General features: G+C 67.7%; 24 protein-coding genes, 2 pseudogenes and 1 riboswitch. Of the genes and pseudogenes, 6 read left to right on the top strand and 20 right to left on the bottom strand.

The window, feature by feature from the left end:
• Entirely contained in the window at positions 1-1116 is a 1116-nt protein-coding gene (gene ribD, locus ACIDOF_RS05365; RefSeq protein WP_409004527.1) for a bifunctional diaminohydroxyphosphoribosylaminopyrimidine deaminase/5-amino-6-(5-phosphoribosylamino)uracil reductase RibD, read from the bottom strand.
• A gap of 151 nt (positions 1117-1267) precedes the next feature.
• Positions 1268-1398, bottom strand: a riboswitch (FMN riboswitch).
• A 164-nt stretch (positions 1399-1562) separates the two neighbouring features.
• Between ribD and ACIDOF_RS05370 the strand changes: the two genes are divergently transcribed.
• The 6 genes and pseudogenes from ACIDOF_RS05370 to ACIDOF_RS05395 all read left to right on the top strand — a co-directional run bounded on the left by ACIDOF_RS05370 (position 1563) and on the right by ACIDOF_RS05395 (position 7120).
• Entirely contained in the window at positions 1563-2453 is an 891-nt protein-coding gene (locus tag ACIDOF_RS05370; protein WP_409004529.1) for an RNA polymerase sigma-70 factor, read from the top strand.
• 139 nt (positions 2454-2592) lie between these two features.
• Positions 2593-3336, top strand: a complete 744-nt coding sequence (locus ACIDOF_RS05375) for an SDR family oxidoreductase (RefSeq protein ID WP_409004530.1) — start codon at positions 2593-2595, stop codon at positions 3334-3336.
• A complete protein-coding gene (locus ACIDOF_RS05380; RefSeq protein ID WP_409004531.1) occupies positions 3333-3770 on the top strand; it encodes a hypothetical protein in 438 nt (145 codons plus the stop codon). The genes ACIDOF_RS05375 and ACIDOF_RS05380 overlap by 4 nt, the downstream gene beginning before the upstream one ends.
• Before the next feature lie 34 nt (positions 3771-3804).
• Positions 3805-5046 carry an MFS transporter gene (locus ACIDOF_RS05385; protein WP_409004532.1) on the top strand — a complete coding sequence of 414 codons (1242 nt, stop codon included), beginning with the start codon at positions 3805-3807 and terminating at the stop codon, positions 5044-5046.
• A gap of 38 nt (positions 5047-5084) precedes the next feature.
• Positions 5085-5240: pseudogene (locus tag ACIDOF_RS05390) on the top strand (nitrate reductase); the annotation flags it as partial.
• Positions 5241-5338: 98 nt separating this feature from the next.
• On the top strand, positions 5339-7120 hold the full coding sequence (locus ACIDOF_RS05395; protein WP_385934021.1) for a recombinase family protein: 1782 nt from the start codon (positions 5339-5341) through the stop codon (positions 7118-7120).
• A gap of 165 nt (positions 7121-7285) precedes the next feature.
• On the opposite strand, the gene ACIDOF_RS05400 is transcribed toward ACIDOF_RS05395, so the two are convergent.
• From ACIDOF_RS05400 to ACIDOF_RS05490, 19 genes and pseudogenes are all read right to left on the bottom strand, one after another.
• Positions 7286-7750, bottom strand: a complete 465-nt coding sequence (locus ACIDOF_RS05400) for a deoxycytidylate deaminase (RefSeq protein ID WP_385934019.1) — start codon at positions 7748-7750, stop codon at positions 7286-7288.
• On the bottom strand, positions 7668-7862 hold the full coding sequence (locus ACIDOF_RS05405) for a hypothetical protein (protein WP_385934025.1): 195 nt from the start codon (positions 7860-7862) through the stop codon (positions 7668-7670). Before ACIDOF_RS05405 ends, ACIDOF_RS05400 begins: the two co-directional genes overlap by 83 nt.
• The gene (locus ACIDOF_RS05410; RefSeq protein WP_409004533.1) at positions 7849-8097 is read right to left on the bottom strand and encodes a hypothetical protein; all 249 of its coding nucleotides are present in this window, start codon (positions 8095-8097) and stop codon (positions 7849-7851) included. The genes ACIDOF_RS05405 and ACIDOF_RS05410 overlap by 14 nt, the downstream gene beginning before the upstream one ends.
• Positions 8098-8138: 41 nt before the next feature.
• Positions 8139-8309, bottom strand: coding sequence for a hypothetical protein (locus ACIDOF_RS05415; RefSeq protein WP_385933973.1), 171 nt, complete (start codon positions 8307-8309; stop codon positions 8139-8141).
• A gap of 9 nt (positions 8310-8318) precedes the next feature.
• Positions 8319-10121 (bottom strand): DNA polymerase, encoded by a 1803-nt coding sequence (locus ACIDOF_RS05420; protein ID WP_409004534.1) that lies wholly within the window; start codon positions 10119-10121, stop codon positions 8319-8321.
• A 14-nt stretch (positions 10122-10135) separates the two neighbouring features.
• Positions 10136-10378, bottom strand: coding sequence for a hypothetical protein (locus ACIDOF_RS05425; protein WP_385933969.1), 243 nt, complete (start codon positions 10376-10378; stop codon positions 10136-10138).
• A complete protein-coding gene (gene thyX, locus ACIDOF_RS05430) occupies positions 10375-11067 on the bottom strand; it encodes an FAD-dependent thymidylate synthase (protein WP_409004535.1) in 693 nt (230 codons plus the stop codon). Before thyX ends, ACIDOF_RS05425 begins: the two co-directional genes overlap by 4 nt.
• A gap of 84 nt (positions 11068-11151) precedes the next feature.
• Entirely contained in the window at positions 11152-11706 is a 555-nt protein-coding gene (locus tag ACIDOF_RS05435; RefSeq protein ID WP_409004536.1) for a hypothetical protein, read from the bottom strand.
• A 70-nt stretch (positions 11707-11776) separates the two neighbouring features.
• Positions 11777-13786, bottom strand: coding sequence for a ribonucleoside-triphosphate reductase, adenosylcobalamin-dependent (gene nrdJ / locus ACIDOF_RS05440; RefSeq protein WP_409004538.1), 2010 nt, complete (start codon positions 13784-13786; stop codon positions 11777-11779).
• Complete coding sequence (locus ACIDOF_RS05445; protein WP_385933961.1) at positions 13783-14010, bottom strand: hypothetical protein; 228 nt, start codon at positions 14008-14010, stop codon at positions 13783-13785. The genes nrdJ and ACIDOF_RS05445 overlap by 4 nt, the downstream gene beginning before the upstream one ends.
• Positions 14007-14582 carry a hypothetical protein gene (locus ACIDOF_RS05450; protein WP_385933959.1) on the bottom strand — a complete coding sequence of 192 codons (576 nt, stop codon included), beginning with the start codon at positions 14580-14582 and terminating at the stop codon, positions 14007-14009. The genes ACIDOF_RS05445 and ACIDOF_RS05450 overlap by 4 nt, the downstream gene beginning before the upstream one ends.
• Complete coding sequence (locus ACIDOF_RS05455) at positions 14575-15342, bottom strand: hypothetical protein (protein WP_409004539.1); 768 nt, start codon at positions 15340-15342, stop codon at positions 14575-14577. The genes ACIDOF_RS05450 and ACIDOF_RS05455 overlap by 8 nt, the downstream gene beginning before the upstream one ends.
• On the bottom strand, positions 15339-15875 hold the full coding sequence (locus ACIDOF_RS05460; RefSeq protein ID WP_409004540.1) for a DUF3310 domain-containing protein: 537 nt from the start codon (positions 15873-15875) through the stop codon (positions 15339-15341). Before ACIDOF_RS05460 ends, ACIDOF_RS05455 begins: the two co-directional genes overlap by 4 nt.
• Positions 15868-16554, bottom strand: coding sequence for a toprim domain-containing protein (locus ACIDOF_RS05465; RefSeq protein ID WP_385933954.1), 687 nt, complete (start codon positions 16552-16554; stop codon positions 15868-15870). The genes ACIDOF_RS05460 and ACIDOF_RS05465 overlap by 8 nt, the downstream gene beginning before the upstream one ends.
• 43 nt (positions 16555-16597) lie before the next feature.
• Positions 16598-16795 (bottom strand): annotated as a pseudogene (locus tag ACIDOF_RS05470) (CHC2 zinc finger domain-containing protein); the annotation flags it as partial.
• On the bottom strand, positions 16792-16935 hold the full coding sequence (locus ACIDOF_RS05475; protein WP_409004541.1) for a hypothetical protein: 144 nt from the start codon (positions 16933-16935) through the stop codon (positions 16792-16794). The gene ACIDOF_RS05475 and the pseudogene ACIDOF_RS05470, both read right to left, overlap by 4 nt.
• A complete protein-coding gene (locus ACIDOF_RS05480; RefSeq protein ID WP_385933950.1) occupies positions 16932-17357 on the bottom strand; it encodes an endonuclease VII domain-containing protein in 426 nt (141 codons plus the stop codon). Before ACIDOF_RS05480 ends, ACIDOF_RS05475 begins: the two co-directional genes overlap by 4 nt.
• A complete protein-coding gene (locus ACIDOF_RS05485; RefSeq protein WP_409004542.1) occupies positions 17354-17695 on the bottom strand; it encodes a hypothetical protein in 342 nt (113 codons plus the stop codon). Before ACIDOF_RS05485 ends, ACIDOF_RS05480 begins: the two co-directional genes overlap by 4 nt.
• A gap of 66 nt (positions 17696-17761) precedes the next feature.
• Complete coding sequence (locus ACIDOF_RS05490) at positions 17762-18583, bottom strand: AAA family ATPase (protein WP_409004543.1); 822 nt, start codon at positions 18581-18583, stop codon at positions 17762-17764.
• Positions 18584-18656 lie beyond the last annotated feature (73 nt).

Below are 18656 nucleotides of genomic sequence, written 5' to 3' on the forward strand. Positions count from 1 at the left end.
TCAGTGCTCCTTAGGGGCGGAGGGGACGGCGGGTACGGCGGTGATGCGCAGGTCGGGGCCGATGCGGACGGTCTCGGTGACGTCGAGCCGCAACGCGTCGGCGATGGTGCTGATTCCGGCCTCGCCGAGGGCGTGCGGGCCGGCGCCGAGCAGGACGGGCGCGACGTAGCCGACGACGCGGTCGACGGCCCCGGCGGCGACGAACGCACCGGCGAGGGTGGGGCCGCCTTCGAGGAGTACGGAGCGGACGCCGCGGTCGTACAGGGCGGTCAGGAGGGACGGGATGTCGATGCCCTTGCCGTCCTTGGCGCGGGGCAGGGACCAGTGCTCGCCGGCTCCGGTCTCGACGAGGAGGTCGGGGTCCAGGTCGTCGGCGACCACGACGACGGTCTCGGCGGCGGCGTCCAGGACGCGGGCGCCGGGCGTGACCGCTGCGGCCTCGGTGTCGACGACGACCCGCAGCGGCTGCACCGCGCCGTCGATGCCGCGCACCGCGAGATGCGGGTCGTCGGCGCGCTGGGTGCCGGAGCCGACGACGACGGCGTCGGACTCGGCGCGCAGCCGGTGGACGTCGGCGCGGGACTCGGGCGAGGTGATCCAGCGGCTGCTGCGGTCGGCGGCGGCGATGCGGCCGTCGAGGGTCGCGGCGTACTTCCAAGTGACGTACGGGCGGCCGGTGTCGACGGCGGTGAGCCAGGCGATGTTGCCGGCGCGGGCCTCGTCCTCCAGGAGCCCCTGCTCGACGTCGACACCGGCCTCGCGGAGCCGCTGCGCGCCGCCGCTGGCCTCGGCGTTCGGGTCCGGGACGGCGTACACGACGCGGCTGACGCCGGCGTCGACGAGGGCCTGGGAGCAGGGGCCGGTGCGGCCGGTGTGGTCGCAGGGTTCGAGGGTGACGACGGCGGTGCCGCCGCGGGCGCGGTCTCCGGCGGCGCGCAGGGCGTGCACTTCGGCGTGCGGTCCGCCGGCGCGCTGGTGGTAGCCCTCGCCGGCCACGGTTCCGGCGGCGTCGAGGATGACGCAGCCGACGACCGGGTTGGGGCTCGTGGCGCCGAGTGCGCGTGCGGCGAGCGTGATCGCCTGCCGCATGGCGGCTGCTTCGGCTGCGGTGGCCACCGGGTCCTCCTGCCTCTTCGGGCACGGACTCCGGGGCTGTCGATGACGACAGATCTGACGGGCGAGGAACGCTGAGCACCGGGGACGCCGGACGACGGCCGCCTGACGTAGGACGGACCGACGGCGCGGCATACACGGATGTGCCTGCCCGCCGCGCACTGCCTCCCATCCGGACTTTCACCGTCGGTGCAGGAATTTCACCTGCTCAACCGGCCACTGGATGCGGCCGGGTCGCGGACTTTAACCGCCGGTTCGGAATTACACCGACCCCGGAGTGCGCTGCTGCTGTTACTCGGCCAGTTTGCCACGGCGGCGCGTCACCCATGCGGGCGACCGTGTGTGGGCTGACTCACAGCGCCGCACAAGTCGTGACTTCGTCAGGTCGGCCCGATTCCGGGCACGGTTCCCGCGCCGGCGCCCGCCGGGGCCTCTGGCACGCTGGCGCCGTGACGACGACGCCCGCCCCCGCAGCCGAGTTCGAGGCCCACCGCCCCCGCATGTTCGCCCTCGCCTACCGGCTGCTCGGCTCCGCCGAAGAGGCCGACGACGCGGTGCAGGACGCGTATCTGCGCTGGTCGGGGGCGCGCCGGGAGGAGATCGCGCACCCGGGGGCGTGGCTGGCGAAAGTCGTGACGAACCTCTGCGTCAACCGGCTGACGTCGGCCCGCGCGCGGCGCGAGGAGTACGTCGGGCCGTGGCTGCCCGAGCCGGTGGCGACCGGCGGGGGCGCGCTCGGCCCGCTCGACTCGGCGGAGCAGCGCGACTCGGTGTCGACGGCGCTGCTCGTCCTCCTGGAACGGCTGACTCCGGCGGAGCGGGCGGTGTACGTGCTGCGCGAGGCGTTCGCGTACAGCCATCGGGAGATCGCCGGAGTCCTGGGCATCGGGGAGGCGAACGCGCGGCAGCTGTACGGCAGGGCGGTGCGGCGGGTGGCGGCGCGGACCGCGCGGTTCGTGCCGCGGCCCGAGCAGCAGCGGAGCCTGGTGGAGTCGTTCGTCGCGGCGGCCCGGGAGGGCGACGTGGCGGGCCTGGAGAAGCTGCTCGCGGACGACGTGACCTGGTGGGGCGACGGCGGCGGCCGGGTCACCGCCGCGCTGCGGCCGATCGTGGGGCGGGCGAAGGTGCTGCGGTTCCTGGTCGGCGCGGCGGAGCGGTTCCTGGTCGGCGTCGAGTTGGAGGCGGTGGAGGTCAACGGCTGGACGGCGCTGGTGGCGTACCTGGGCGGCGAGCTGATCGCGGTGGCGTCGTTCGACGTGCGGGACGGGGCGATCGCCGACGTGCGGGTGGTCGTCAACCCGGACAAGCTCGGGTACGTACGGGGTCAGCTGGGGGCCTGAGGGCGGGCGCGGGGCCGGGCTCCGGGGAGCTCCGCCGGAGATTTCTCGGCCGGTTGTCACATCCGGGCGGGCTCGTCGGTCTCAGCTGGTGACGGGTGCTCCACCGGGGAGCGCCCCGCCCCGAAGGGACCGAACGACCATGACCACGATCCTGGTGACCGGAGCCACCGGCACCCTCGGCCGGTGCGTCACCCGCCGCCTGCGCGCGGGCGGCGGGCACGAGGTGCGGGAGCTCAGCCGCCGCTCCGAGCAGTACCCGGTGGACCTCCTGACCGGCGAGGGCCTGGCTCGGGCGCTGGCCGGGGCGGAGGTGGTCGTGCACTGCGCGACGACGCCGAGGGGCGGCGCGGACGCGAAGGCCGCGCGCCTGCTGATCGACGCGGCCCGCACGGCCGGGGTGCGGCACCTGGTCTACATCTCGATCGTCGGCATCGACCACGTGCCGCTCGGCTACTACCGCACGAAGCTGGCGGTGGAGCGGCTGATCGAGCAGTCCGGGCTCGGCCACACCATCCTGCGGACGACGCAGTTCCACGACCTGGCGCTGCTGTTCGCCCGCGGCCTGTCGAAGCTCCCGGTGGCGCTCGTGCCGAAGGGCGTACGGCTGCAGCCGGTCGAGGTGGACGAGGTCGCGGCCCGCCTGGTCGACCTCGCGCTGGCCGAACCGGTGGGCCGCGCACCGGAGTTGGGCGGTCCGGAGGCGCTGTCCCTGGAGTCGCTGGTCCGCACGTACCTGCGGGTGAGCGGCAGGCGGCGCCGGGTGGTCCGGGTGCACGTGCCGGGCCGGCTGTTCGCCGCGCTGCGGGCGGGCGGCCTGCTGACGCCCGGACACGCGGAGGGCACGCGGACGTTCGAGGAGTTCGCGGGGAGGACGGCCCGGTGAGCGGCGTACGGGTGGCGCGTGTCGCGCGGGGCGTGCGGGCGGGCACGGCGTTCCTGGCCGTGGCGCAGCTCCTGGTCGGCGGGTGGATCCTGCTGGCGCCGCGGTCCTTCTGGGACGTGCCGTGGGTGTCGGTGGTGCCGCCGTACAACGAGCATCTGCTGCTCGACCACGGGGCGCAGAACCTGTCGCTCGGGGTGGTGCTGTGCGCGGCGGCGTACTGGGCGGAGCGTCGGCTCACGCTGGTGGCGCTCGCGGCGTACCTGGCGTTCTCGGTGCCCCATCTCGCCTTCCACGCGGGCCACTTGGAGCCGTTGTCGGCGGCGAGCGCGGGCGGACTGATGGTCAGCCTCGGCGTGGGGGTGCTGTTGCCGGCGGCGCTGGTGGGGTGGGTGTGGCTGGATCGGCCCGCTCGGCCCGTCCCGAGTCGGGCGTAGCCTCGGCGGGAGGACCTGCGGAAGGGGTGAACGGGTGGGCCCGTCGAGGGAGTTGAGGATCGCGCGGCTCGCCGTGGCCGGGGTGTTCTGCGTGCACGGCTCGGTCACCGGGTCGTTCGCCACACGCGTCCCGTGGATCCAGGAGCACGCCGGGGTGAGCGCAGGACAGCTCGGCCTCGCCCTGGCCTTCCCGGCGATCGGCGCGTCCGTGGCGATGCCGCTCGCGGGCGCGGTCAGCCACCGCTTCGGCGCCCGTACCGCCCTGCGCGGGCTGCTCGCCCTGTGGACGCTCTCCCTCGTCCTGCCGTCCCTCGCCCCGAACCTCCTCACGCTCTGCGCGGCGCTGTTCGTGTACGGGGCGACCTCCGGCATGTCGGACGTCGCGATGAACGCGCTGGGCGTCGAGGTGGAGAACCGGCTCGGCCGCTCGATCATGTCCGGCCTGCACGGCATGTGGAGCACGGGCGCCCTCCTCGGCTCGGCGGCCGGCACGCTCGCCGCGCACCTCGGGGCGGACGCCCGGCTGCACCACGCGCTCGCCGCGGCCGTCCTCACCCTGCTCGGCCTGTGCTTCTGCCAGGGCGTGCTCGACCTGCGCCCCACCCCGGACGAGGAGGCGCCGCCGCGGTTCGCGCTGCCGCCGCGGTCGGCCGTGCTCATCGGGCTCGTCGGCTTCTGCGCGGTGTTCGCGGAGGGCGCGAGCCTGGACTGGTCGGCGGTGTACCTGCGGGACGAGCTGGAGACGTCGGCCGGGCTCGCGGCCGCCTGCACGACGGCGTTCGCGCTGACGATGGCGGTGGCGCGGATCGCGGGCGACCGGATCGTCGACCGCTTCGGGGCGGTGCGCACGGTCCGGGCGGGCGGCGTCCTCGCGACCGTCGGCGGCGCCCTGGTGGTGACGTCGGCGCACCCGGCGCAGGCCATGGCCGGTTTCGGCTGCCTCGGGCTCGGCATCGCCGCGGTCGTGCCGCTCGCCTTCGCGGCGGCCGGGCGCAGCGGGGACAACCCGAGCCTGGCGATCGCGGGCGTCGCGACCATCACGTACACCTCGGGACTCATCGCTCCCTCGGCGATCGGCGCGATCGCGGACGCGACGTCGCTCGTGGTGTCGTTCGGCCTGGTGACGGCGTTGGCGTTCGGGCTCGTGGTGTTCGCCGGGGTGCTGCGGGAGCGCGGGCGCGTCTCGGGCCGCGCCGCGCTCGGGGACGGGCCCGGAGGGCGGTCGGCGGGGGCACCGGCTCGGGGCGCGGGCACCGGGAACGGCCACCTACCATAGGCCGAGCTCATTCCATGTACAGAAAGTGAACCCCGGCCATGAACCTCGGCGTCCGCTGGTCACTCCACGGCGACGGCCGCACCCCCGCACCGGGCGCCGTGGTCCGCCCCGACGAACGCCTCTCCTGGCCGCGCACGGTCGGGCTCGGGGCGCAGCACGTGGTCGCGATGTTCGGGGCGTCGTTCGTCGCTCCGGGAGTGCATCACTAGGGCTGCCTGGCTCCAGAGAGCCCGATCTATCCCCCTTTATCGACGGATGTTCACGACACGTATTGTTGAAAGGCGTGAGCATCATGTCCCCCGCACCTGCACCTATACGTCTGCGCCCAGCAGCGGAAGACAACATCCCGGCTACCTTCCGCCGCAGAAAGCGCGGCGTGATCTACGTCCGCGTCTCCATCGCCCGCGCGGACATGATCAGCCCCGAGCTTCAGGTCGGCCACGCACAGAAGCTCGCTGACGCGAATGACATTGATGTCATCATCGAGCCGATCATGGACCTCGGTGAGTCGGGCCGTGAATTCGAAGATCGCAAGATCCACGAGATCAAGGAGATGGCCCGGAACAAGGAGTTCGATGTCCTGATCCTTTGGATCTGGTCTCGCTTCGGCCGCAACCTCCGGGAAAGCCTCCAGCACCTCGATGATCTTCTTGCCTATGGCATTGAGGTCCGAGCTGCGCACGAAGACTTCGACGGCAAGACCACCATCGGCCGGTTCGCTATCGCTCAGATGCTCAACATCGCGGAGCTGGAGTCGAACCAGAAGTCGGACATGTGGAAGGCGGCGATCGAGCGCCGCAAGAATCGGGGACTCCCCCACGGCAGTGCCGCCCGTGGAAAGTTCGGGTACTACCGCTGCGACACCTGCCCTCCCCCGGAGAAGGGTAAGCCGATCGAGAAGTGCCCGAAGTGCAAGGAGGGCGTTCTCAACCTGATCCCCGAATACGGCCCGATCTACGTCAAGTTGTATTCGGACTACGCCGAGGGCGTCTCTGTTCGGAGCATGGTGCTCTGGCTCCGGAAGCACAAGATCGTCAATTGGACCGGCCGGGAGATCGACGCAGGCGATCTATACGCGATCCTCGATACCGGATTCGCCCTGGGCTTCGTTCGCTACACGCTCCCCGAAGAGCTGTACACGGTGATCACCCGCGAGGACGGGACAACCAAGAGGAAGCGCAAGAGCGCTCACCGGGACATCACGTCGTACCTGTACTACAAGGGCAAGCACAAGGCCGTGCTCGACGACGAGGTGGAGTGCGAGCGCCTGTGGGACGCGTATGTTGCTCGCCGCCTCAGTGGCCGGGACAACGACGACAAGAACCACGACCACTCGGCGAAGTACTCGGTCTCTGGCGTGCTCACGTGCTCGGGCTGTGGGGGCTCCATGCACTCGATGCTGCGGGCCAAGAAGGTTCAGAAGCCGTGGGTGGACGGCAAGCCCGATCCTCGTGACGTGCTGTTCCGGTGCACGCGCCACATGAAGTTCAAGGACTGCCCCGGCAACGGCGTGTACGTGACGCTGGAGACCGCGCAGGCCGCGGCGCGGCAGTACCTCGTGGAGCAGATCAAGGGTGACGCGGACGGGGCGCTGAGTGTGGCTGCTCGGGTCGAGCAGGTTCAGGCTGACGCGGCGAAGTCGTTCGAGGCGAACGCGGACCTGGTCCGGCTCAAGGCGATCGATGACGAGATTGCCGAGCTGCGCCGCAAGGAGGACAAGCTGACGGATGCGGTGCTGGATGAGCTGATCAGCTCGGAGGCTGCTCGCCGGAGGAAGGCGGAGTACGAAACGCAGAAGAGCGCCCTCCGTGAGGAGAGCGCTCTGATCCGGAAGCGGATTTCTGACCGGCCGGTGGTGATTCCGCGGCCGGCGCCTGATGCGGTGGCGTCTGCGTTGGACGTGTTCGATGTGGCGGAGCCGGATGACCAGCGGGTGATCTTGAAGAAGCTGATCCGGACGATACGGGTGCACCGTGGTCGTGATCCGGAGACGAAGACGACGGTGTACCCGATGTGGGTGGCGCCGCCGCCGAAGCCCGAGGTGACGCAGTCGGATGTGGACACGGTGGCTTAGTCCTTGTTGAGCCGGTCCGCGTACTTGACTGTCATCTCGGCGATGGTCTGCCAGAAGTCGTTCATGCAGTCTTCGTAGGTGCGGACTTCGGTGTCCCGGTTCATGTGGTGCTCCTGGAACAGGAAGAGGCCCCCTCGCCCGAGGGGGCCTCTTCGTTGTGCTGTGTCAGTTGTCGGTGTGGTCGGGCCACACCACGCGGTGGATGCCGGTCGAGCGGATGAGCTTGGAGCAGTCGCGGCAGGGGGCGCGGGTTATGTAGAGCGTTGCGCCTTGGCAGTCCTGCCAGCTCGCGTGTAGGAGAGCGTTGGCCTCGGCGTGTGTCTCAAGACAGTTCTCATAGCCCGTTCCTGACGGGACTTCAGACGCACACCGTTCGCACTCTCCACGGAGGCAAGACGGGCCTCCCGGAGGCGTTCCGTTGTAGCCGGTGGCTCGTATGCGGTGGTCGGGGCCGACGAGGACTGCGCCGACGCGGCTTCGGCAGCAGTCGCCGCGTGCTGCGACGGCGTGTGCGATGCCGAGGAAGTAGTCGTCCCAGTTGGGGCGTTCATATGGCTGTCCCCTCTCGGGAGTCGAGTTCTTCGGTGATCTCTTGCTCCAGCTCGTAGGCCAGAGCCCAGTCCTCTTCAGCGCCTTCCAGGGCCTCGTGGATGAGCGAGGCCAGGGCCTCAAGCTCTTCGGTGCTGAAGTTGGAGAGCCGGTTGTGGAGGTAGCAGTCAAGGTCGTACTCAGTGGTCGGCATCATCCTCGCCTTCGGTGACGATGACTGCTCCGGGATGCATCTCCTTGATCCAGTAGTCCTGGGCCATCTCCTGTGCCAGGGCGTGGGGTACGCCGTGTGCGATGGCTTCGGTGTAGATCGTTCCGGCGATGCGGGCGAGCATGAGCGTGACGGTTCCGCGCTTCTCGATGAGGGCTTGGTTGAACTCGGTCTCGATGTTGGACACCAGCTCGTCGAAGGGGTTCTGATCAGCCATGGGTACTCAATTCAACTTTTAGGGGATGGGTAGGCGGGCTGTCAGCCCCGGACGTACTCGACTTCCTGAAGGAACTCGGTGACGGCGGCCGGGTCGATGAGGCCGCCCTTGGCTCGGTCCATGCCGGTCTTCACTGCGTCGATGACGGCTTCGAGGTCGTCGGACTCGAACGTGACCTGAACGAGGTCGTCTCCGAGGTAGTCGGCATACATGTGCGGCTCCTAGTGCTTGCTTGCTTCGAGGTCGAGGACGCTCCCCCACGACTGGGCTCCGATCTCGGCGTCTACGGGGACCAGGAGGCCGCGGACGGTCATCTCCATGATTCGCGCGGTCTTCTCGGCCAGTTCGGCGGCGCGGTCCTCGGGGAAGCTGAAGACCAGCTCGTCGTGGATCGGGAGGCGAACGAACTCGGTGTATCCGTGCCGGTCGAGTTCGATCAGGGCTCGGGCCGTGATGTCACGGCTGGTGGACTGGATGAAGTAGTTGAGGGCGGCGTAGATCCGGTCGCGGTCGACGGGGATGCGCCGGCCGGTGCCGGTGTAGATGTAGCCGGTGCGGCGGGCCTCGCGCTGTAGGCGGTCGGCCAGGCGCTTCACGCCGGGGTAGGTCTCCCAGAACGCCTTGACGGCCTTCTTGGCTTCGACTTCCGACACGCCGTACTGCTCGACGATGGCCTTCCAGCCGCCTCCGAAGCAGACGGTGAAGTTGGTGCCCTTGCCGGCCTTGCGGTCGACGCCTGCGGCGTCAGCGGTGATCTGGTGGAGGTCCAGGCCGCGGTGGAACGCGTCGAGCATTGTCGGGTCGCCGCTGAAGGCGGCGAGGACGCGCAGCTCCATGTTTCCGTAGTCGCTGCTGACGGTGACGTGTCCCGGTTCCGCGAGGAAGCAGTGCCGTACGTACGAGTCACCGGCCGGAAGGGTCTGCGCCGGTACGGCGCCCGAGATGGTCATGCGGGCGGTCCTGGCCTGGCAGGAGTTGATGCTCGCGTGCACTCGGCCTTCGGCGTCCTGGCCGTGGAGGGCCCGGTCGAACCAGGTGGCCTTCCACTTCATCGCCTTCTTGGCCTGGATGATGGCCTCGGTCAGCGGAATGCCGACCGCGGACAGCACCTCGTCATCGACCGATAGGTTGCCCTTCTTGGTCTTCTTGGTGAGCTTGATGCCGCGCTCTTGGAGGGCGGTGATGATCTGTGCGTTGGAGTTGACGTTGTCGACGCCTTCTTGGCGTGCGACCTCTTCCCACTTGAGTTGCTGCTCGTACAGCTCCGCCGACTTGGCCTGTGCGTAGGCCCGGTCGAGCAGGTAGCCCCGGCGCTCGATCTTCGCCGTGATGTGGGCGAGTCGGTGCTCCCAGGAGATGAGCCCCTTCTTCCGGCTGCGGACCGGAACCTTCGGCTTGAGGATCTTGAAGAGCCGGAAGGCGAGGATGGGGTCCATGCCGGCGTACAGGTTGTAGCCGCGGTGGTCGATCGGGATGACGGGCCATACGTCGTCCTTCTTGACCTTGAGTTCTTTGGCGATGGCCGTCATGGAGCCCTTGACCTCATCCGCCACTACAGGGCAGATGTAGTGCTTGGTCAGCTCTTCGAGCTTGAGGCCGGGGCCGCCTTCCTTGACGGCCCGAGGGTCGACGAGGTGGGCGAACAGCTTGGTGTCCCAGCTCTTGGGAGCAAGCTCTTCCATGGGGATGCCGAGGCAGCCTTCAGCAACGTGCAGGTCGAACGTGCCGTTCTGCGCGATGAGCCGGTACGCGGTCTTGAGGGCCCAGCGGACCGCGTTGCGGAACGGCTGGCCTTTCTCGACGGGGACCACGAAGGACTCGTGTGCGTTGCCGAACTGCCAGAGACGGGCCCGGAAGGTGCCGACGCTGGCGTTCCACCAGTCCAGGCCCGTCGTCTCGGAGTCGTGCGCCAGGAGATCCTGGTTGGCCAGGATGAAGGACTCAAAGTCGGGAAGGTCGTCCTCGGTCTCAACGACGTGAATGCGAACCGTCTGACCCTTGATCGGGTACTCGATGAGCCGCAAGGAGACCTCCTATCTCATTCCTCTGCGAGGTACTGGGTGACGGCGTCGGCCAGGTGGGCGTCCAGGGCTTTGGCGATGTCGCGAACGACCTTGAGAGCAGCGGGCCTTGAGAGGTGGACAACCTCTGAGCTGGCGAAGTGCTCGTCGGCCCGGTAGGTGGCCTCGACGGTGACTGTGCGTTCCCCGGTGTGGGAGATCGTGGGTCGGGCCGATGCCTCGGTCTTGACCACGCCGTTCTGCTGGTGGATCTCGGTCACGGGGCAACACGTCCGTTCTTGTCGAAGGCGGCCATGGCGTCGGGGACGACTGCGCGGGCGAACTGGTCGATCTGCTGGGCCACGGCCTCGATCTCGGCGAGGGGGAAGGTGGGCACGGTGCTGTCCGGGTGCGCCCAGCGCAGGGAGAGCAGGTTGAGGAGTGACCGGAGGTTCAAGGTCACGTAGAAGCTCGTGTACAGGCTCAGCGGGAGGATGTTGCGGGCCACTTCGCGGGCTATGCCGCGGTCCAACATGAAGCGGTAGCGGCTCCACGCCTCTGCGGCGGCGTCCTGGTGCATGACCATGGCGTCGATGGCCTGCTGTGGGGTGCCGGCCTTGAACTTGTAGGCGCCGGGCTTGCCGACCTGCTTGAGCGGGCGGTGCTCGTCGGGGACGTAGAAGACGGGCTGCATCTCCTGGTAGCGGCCGGAGACTTCGTTGTACGAGGCGATGCGGTGGCGGAAGAACTCGCGGGCCACGAAGAGCGGGCACTCGATGCGGAGTTGGAAGGTGACGGCCTCGAAGGGGCTGCCGTGCCGGTCGCGCATCAGCATGTTGATCAGGCCGCGGTCCTTGTCGGGGGTTCCGGTGGTGCCGGAGGAGACGCGGGCCGCGCGGGCGATGCTGTGGTCGTCTCCCATGGAGTCGATCAGCTCGACGGTCATGTCGGAGCGGTACTCGATGTGCATGAAGTCCTTCGGGAGGAGAGCGGGGGCCGGACCGAACCGGCCCCCGGTACTCAAATCAACTTTTAGGGCATGAATGAACGTCCCTCAGCCCTTGGCGACGAACCGCCCGGTCTTCTTGTCCTTCCAGGCCGGCGGGCACTGCTCGGACTTCTCGCGGGCCGGGCAGAACATCGCCTCCCAGTTGGCGCCGGTACGGTGCGTGCGCTGGCCGTGGACGCAGGTCGTGTCACCCTCGGGGGCGCCGCCACTGTCACCGCCGCCGGCCGCGACGACCCGGCCGCCCTCGAAGCGCTTCGGGGCCGCCTTCGCGGCGCCACCGGAGCCGCCCTTGAACTGCCCTCGCGTGTACTCCGCGGCCTTGCTCGCCAGCTCGATGACGCCGTGCTCCTTGAGGGCGCCGATCAGGTCGACGGTGCGCTGCGCGACCTCGTCGGCGGAGCCGCCGTAGACGGTCGGGGTGATCCATTCGGCATCGAAGCCGGAGGCGGCCTTGAAGGTAAGGCCAATCTTGAACGGGTTGGGGGCGGCGGAAACGGTGGCGGGGGCAGTAGTCACAGGCGACTCCTCGGGGGTCTCGGCGATGGGGGCTTCGGTGGGCTCGTCCCACGGGGACACGTCGGCGAACGGGTCGTTGCTCATGCGCTTTCTCCTTCTCTTTCAGAGTACGCTCACGCGGTACTCAAATCAACTTTTGGGGAAGAGGTGAAGGTCACACGGGACATGCGCCGGAGGCGCAGATCTCGTCGTACGAGGTGTCGGCGGTCTCGATGCCGAGCCGGGTGACCTCTGCCTCGTACTCCTCCTTCGTCAGGCGCTCGTACGGCGCCTGGGACCGGCTGAACTCCGGGAACAGGGTGGAGCCCTTCAGGTCCGGCATGAACTCCCTAAGAACCAGCTCGACATCCTCGGTCGAGTACCGCTCCGGGTCGATGGATGCCGTGTACGACACGGCCTGGTCCGCCCAGCACTCCTGGTAGAGCTTCTGCACCGCGAGCATGTCGCGAAGCGAGAGCTGCCCCGCGTGCTGCACGTACGACGGGTCGAGCACCTGCTCCAGGAGCGGGTCCTTCGTCGGGATCTCCACAACCGCGGTGTTCGCCGCGTAGATGCACGGCTCGACCTTGTAGCCCTTGAGCCGGTACTCCTCCACCTGACGCACCTCGGACGGCTCGACCATCGAGAACCGGATGCGGCGCAGGAAGTACGTCGCGAACGGAGCGTGGATACCCTCACCGGAGGCGCCGGCCAGCTTGCTCGTGGTGCCGGTCGGGGCGATGACGCGAGTCTTGATCGGCCGAGGGATGCGCAGCTCATTCGAGTACTCGTCGGCCGCCTGGTCGACGACACCGGCCAGGTTCTCCAGGGAGGCACGGACAAGCCGGTCCTCGGGGGCCTCGGTGTAGAGGACGCCCTGCTTGGCCAGGAAGTCTGCGAACCCGAGGTGGCCGACGCCGATGCGGTGGTACCGGTTGATCGCCTTCTTGGAGCGGTTGTCGGCGACCGGCGCCATGGTGGCGCGGATCAGGTACCGGGTCATCAGGTAGTGGGCCTCGTGGACGCCGTCCCAGTCGACGATCCCCGAACCGTCCACGAACGCACCGAGGTTGACGTTCCCGAGACAGCACGGCTCCCACGGGGTGAGTGTCGCCTCCCCGCACGGATTGACAGTGAACGTGCCGTCGACCTCTCCTTCGGCGGTCTTGGCCGAGTTCCAGAAGCCGGGCTCGCCCGTGGTTCGGGCGCCCTCGGCGATCTTCCGGAGGATGGGGTAGCTCGGGCTGTCCAGCTTGTTCAGCACCTCGAAGAAGTGGGAGTCCACCTCGACCGAGATGTTCGTGGTCCACATGGACTGCTCGGAGTCGGCCTTGCAGCCGAGGAACCAGTCGATGAGCGGGTCATCCCAGCGCATGATGCTCATGCGGGCCGAGCGGCGCACACCGCCCGAGACGATGCACTTGGCTATCTCGTGGTCGATGAACATGGCGTCCCGGCCGTTCAGCGGCCGGCCCACAGCAGCGGACAGTACCTTGCCCGAGTTCACCAGAAGCTCGGCGAACGGCTGCGGGCCGCTCGCGGTGCCGCCGAAGGACTTGAGCGCGGCGCCCTTGTGGCGGACGCGGGACACGTCGTACACGCGGGCCGTGTGCTTCGTGGCCGGATCGTGGGCCGTGGTGATCAGGTCGCCCAGAGCACCGGCCCAGCCCTCTCGCGAGTCCTCCACGGCGTAGGCTCCGGCCCAGTCGTGGCCGTACGCGTCCGAGATCAGCCCGGCCGCCTTGAGGGCCGCGAAGTCGGGGTGGTTCGGGTCGCACACGATGTGCACCTCGACGGGGACTCGCACGTCCGGGAAGTCGGCGAGGTAGCGGGCCGAGTAGTTCGAGCCGACGCCGCCGCCTTCAGCGAGGCGGAGCAGGACGAAGGTGAAGTGCTTCTCCGGGCGGGTGGCGTCCCAACCTGCGGCCCAGCAGTTGTTGAGGGCGTAGTCGGAGACTCCGGACGACTTGAGGTGACGGCCGGCGGGCAGGAGCTTGAAGGTCTCCATCAGCTCGATGAGCCGTTCGCGCTCATCGGCGCGGTGGTAGCGGGGCTCGACGAGGGCCAGGTTGCCGTCCACGACGCGGCGGACGGTTTCGGGCCAGGTCTCGTGCTCGCCGTTGGGCTTGATGCGGGAGTAGGTGCGCTCGTAGACGGTCTTGGCGGTGTCGGTGGGGAAGGTCATTCGGTCTCCGTGTCCTTGGCGAAGTCGGCTGCGTGCAGCATGGATATGAGTGCGGTGAGGTCTCGCGGGGCGAGGTTCATCTCGTGGGGGTCGCCGTTCTCGTCCCAGTAGCCGACGTAGGTCGACGAGTTGGGCTTGTGGTCGTAGACGACCTTGATCTGAACGGGCTGGTGCCCTGCGACGGTGGCCGCGGGGCGGCGGTAGGTCTTGACGGTCTCGATCACGCGTCGGCCTTCCGGGTGCGAATGGTGCGGTTCATCTGCTGAGCGAGGGCGACGACGGCCCGCGAGAGGGCCATGCGGTCGCTCTGCTCGGAGACGGGCACGCCGTAGACGTGCCGCTTCATGAGGAGCTGCTGATACCGCTCGGGCAGCTTCTTCAGGGAGACGGACGCGTCGATGCGCGCGGAGACGAGGTTGTCGGTGACGCGGGACGACAGGAGGTCGTCCTTCTTGCCGACCATCTGCCCCAGTTCCTCATCGGTGTAGAGGAAGGTGCGCAGGGCGGCCTTCGCCTCGTCGGGGGTGTAGTAGTACGTGTCGTCCTGAAGGTCGTAGTAGTTGCGTTCCTTGGACGCGTACTGGGTGCCGGCCTTGTTGAAGATCTTCCAGAGGAAGTCCTCGTTGGCATAGTTGGCCTCGATCGCAGGTCGGTGCTCGTAGGCGTGCATCAGGATTTCCTGCTTCACATCGTCCTTTTCGACGATGGCCCACTTCTGCGAGATGTTGTACGCGACCTTGTCGGCGAGGTCGGAGAGGTATGCCCAATCCAGCTCGACAGTCTCGGAGTTAGGCACTGTACTTCTCCCCGTTCACGACGAATGCGGCGTTGTTGATCATTACGAGTTCCGGGAACACCTTGGTCCCGCTGACGCGGACGATTCCGAATGCCTGCTGCCAGTTACCTGCGCCGTACTTGAGGTAGTTGGCCTGCTTCATGTCCATGAGGTTTCCGATTTCGAGGCCGGTCAGGGTCTCGACGCGGCCCTTGTAGCCGCGGGACTCGGAGATGACGCCGGCCCGGTGAGTGTGGCCGCAGACGACGGACTTGCCGATCTTTCGGGCTGCGCCGATCGCGGTGCCACCGGCGTAGCGGCTGAGGCTGAAGCCGAGGTGGCCGTGGGTGGCTGTCCAGCCGGGCGCGAAGTCGTAGAAGTCCTCGTGGAAGTCGATGCCGTACTCGTCCAGGCGTAGGAGCTTGTCCTCGGTGAACGGGTTGGGGTGCTCGTCGTCCAGGAGCGCCGGGTTGTTCTTGGCGAAGTACTGGCCGGGCCGGATGCCGTGGTTGGAGCCGAGGAGGCTGGAGGGGCCGTCGTATTCGGCTCGGAGGGCTTCGCAGTAGTAGCGGCGGGTGTAAGCGGCGTCCTTGAGGGCTCCGCCTTCGAACTCGGCCTTCGTGCCCTTGGTCCAGCGGCTCGGCTGGGGGTAGTCGGTCACGTCGCCGATGTTCACGACCTCGTCGGGCTGGGTGTCGCCGATGAAGTTGAGGACCGCCCGCCACGCCTTGCGGTCGTGATACGGCATCTGGAGGTCACTGACGAATACGAAGGTCTTCACTTAGACGACTCCTTGAGGCGCTGGATCTCGATGTCGATGTACTGGCGGGCCTTTTCGAGGTCCTGGATCGCGTCGTCCTTGAGTCCTGCGCGCCAGAGGTACTTCATGGCCGAGCCGAGGGTGAAGTTCATGTGCTTGGTGATCTCGATGCACTCGATGCCGCTGGGGTGGCTGGTGTAGTGCGAGGGGTGCTTCACAACATCCGGAGTACTCAAATCAACCTTTTGGGCATAGTTGAAGGCGGACTTCATGACCTGCTGCGCCTCCTGGGTGTCGATGCCGTGGGCCAGGCCGGCGGTCTCGGCGAGGAGTCGGCGGCCGGGGTTCTGTTCGGGGGCCTCCGGGGCGAGGAGGCGAAGCTCGTCGCCTGCGAAGCAGAGTTCGCCGACGTTGGCGAACTGGACCTCGTAGGGGTAGATGGCCCCTTCGTAGACGTTCACGACGGTGCCGATGCGCTCGCCGTAGAGCCAGGTGGCCATCTGGCCGCTGACGGTCCGCACCTGGACCTTGTCGCCGATCTTGTACTCAGCCATTGAGACCCAACTTCCCGCGAAACGCTTCATAGCCGTACTGCTGAATGAATTGATTGGTGTCGTAGCCGTCGCCCAGGTCGATGGCCTTGGCGTTCGGCAGCCGCTCGCACATCTTGTGCGTGAACTTGCGGCCCGCTTCGTCGCCGTCGCCGAGGACGAAGACGGTCTCGAATCCGGCGAAGGCCGGGTCGAAGTGGTCGCGCCAGGAGGAGACTCCGGGCAGGCCCACCGCCGGTACACCTGCCGCTTCGGCGGCCATGGCGTCGAACTCCCCTTCACATAGGGCGACATAGGGCAGGTGCGTCAGGAGTGCTTGCGTGTTGAAGAGCTGTGGGCTGTGCCCCGGAAGGCTCAGGTACTTGGCTCCCGCAAGCGAGTCGTCGAACTCATCGAGGTCCGCAGCTCCCGCGGTGACGAGGCTGTCGATCCGACGGAAGCGGAGCGTGGCCACCGCGTGCTGTCCGCCCGCCGGCCGGAGGTACGGGATCGCGATGTGGTCGCGGTACCGCTCATGTCCGACCACCGGTTCCGAAACGAAGCCGAGTCCGAACTTCCCCGCCAGCGCTCCCAAACCGCGGGAGACGATCAGCTCCTCGGCGGGGCTTGCTTCGTACTGCGTGCTGTACTGCTTGGCTGCCGCTATCAAACCGGCCTTCTGCGAAGCGCTGAGCTTCGACAAACCCGAGTCCTTCCTCGCGCTGGATGACGTCGATGGAGTCGAGGGACAGGTCACAGGCAAAGCAGTTCACCCGGTCCCTCTCGAAGTTGATGGATGCCGATGGCCTGTCCTCCACGTGGAAGGGGCACAGGCACTTGACCCACCCGGCCCGCTTGGCGGGCGCGGTCCACTCGGGGAAGTAGTGGGTCAGGACGGAGACGATGGACGGCTTGGTGGCCGGGTCGCCCACGGGAGACCTCACTTCGAGTTGGCGGTACTCGAATCAACCTTTCGGACATGAACAGGGAAGTCGTAGCGGCGGTAGACGCTCTCCATGTAGCGCCGGTTGCCCAGCCACTCGCGGTAGCTCGACAGGGCCTGGGTGTTCCGCTCTTCGCTCATGAGTCCTTGCCTTGGTAGTAGCGCAGGCCCAAGTGGTGCTGCGCTGGGGGGTTTTCGAGGTAGTCGGCCGCGGCCCGAAGGACTTCGGGGCGGTCTCTGGCTGCTGTGAGGAGCCGGCCGTTGCACATCCGGCAGAGCAGGCCGCGTACGAGGTTGGTCTTGTGGCAGTGGTCGACGGAGAGTCGTTGCTTGCGGGTGCCGCCGCAGATGGCGCACTTGCCGCCTTGGAGGCGGAACAGTTCGTCGTACTCGCCGGGGCCGAGGCCGTAGGTGGCCTGGACCCTCGCCGAGTGGCTGGCCTTGCTGCGGGTCTTCTTCCGGCAGGAGGCGCAGACCCGGCCGCGGGAGGAGGTGAAGAACTTCTCCGCGCGGTTGCGCTCGCACTTTGCGCAGGTGCGGAATCCCTTCCTGGGCTGGGTCATCCCTTGGCCTTCACCGCCTTGCGTACGCGGGCGTCCTCGACCACGTCGTCCAGGGTTCGGGCGAGGGCGGCGATGTCGGCTGCGTCGACCAGCTCGACCCACCGCTTGCCGTTCTTGCGGGGGTAGACGGTGATGGCCTTGCCCTTGTGGCCGCGGAGGTCTCGGGTGAGGCGGCGGAAGGAGATGGTCCGGCCGGGTGCGAACTCGATGATGGGGGTGGCGGCCTGGTCGAGCTTCTTGAGGGTCTTGGCGTTCAACTCGGGGAACTGCTCGGCAAGAAGGTCGGTGATCTCGATGGAGTAGTTGTAGCCGGGTCGGTTGATGGTGGTGGAGGTCATTTCCTCTTGCCCTTCTAGTTCTAGTTTACGTGAGTACGGTACTCAAATCAACTTTTGGTGCGTGACTTAGAACACGACTTCTTCCTCAACGTCCTCCAGGCGGATATTGGAGGTGTTGAAGTCGAGGCTCGTGAAGGTCTCGCCACTACTGTCCTCGAACCCTTCGCGGTTCTTCACCGGGGACACGTTGAGCGTGCGGCTGTCCATGCCGTCAATCTCCTTGTGGATGGTGAGGATGAGGGACGGGACGCGGGAGATCTTGCCCTTGAGGCCGGACTGCGGAATGGGCTTGAGCCCGTCCGAGTAGTCGCCGATTACGTGGTGCATCGCCATGACGTGTGCGTGAGTTTCGCGCGCCATTTCGTTGAGGTAGTCGCAGAGTCCTTCGAGGCCGAAGGTGAACTCCTCGGCGGTGCCGTTACCCCCGGCGTCCACGTTGGTGATGTTGTCGATGACCACGAGGTGCGGATAGATCCCGAACACCGCCTCGTAGGCGTTGAGGTGCAGCTCCAGCTCGGCCGGGGTGGGCCGGGCGCTGTAGTTGAACCGCTGCCACCAGCGCTTGGCGAGGACTTCCTCGTACTCGTCGAACTGGTCGGCATGGAGCTGGGACTTGATGCGCTTGGCGTCGTGGCCGGTGATGATCGCGGTGGCCCTGCTGAGCTGCGTGGCGGCCGTCGAGTCCGCGCTGAAGTACAGCGTGGGGACGTTGGACTGGATGGCCAGGTTGATCGCGAGGACGGACTTGCCGGTGCCGCCGGCCGCGGCGACCACGGACAGCTCGCCGCGGCGGAACTCGGCTTCGAGCTTGGTCAGCCCCTTGAAGGGAGAGGGCAGCGGCTCGCCGGCCGCGCCCTTCATCCTCACGCTCTGACTCAGGGAGTACATGTACTCAAATCAACTTTCAGGTCTAAGAACAAGCCCGCTCCGGCGGGCCCCTGCTTACATTGTCGACTCTACC

It is taken from the genome of Streptomyces sp. Da 82-17 (genome assembly GCF_046098215.1).
Classification (GTDB): domain Bacteria; phylum Actinomycetota; class Actinomycetes; order Streptomycetales; family Streptomycetaceae; genus Streptomyces.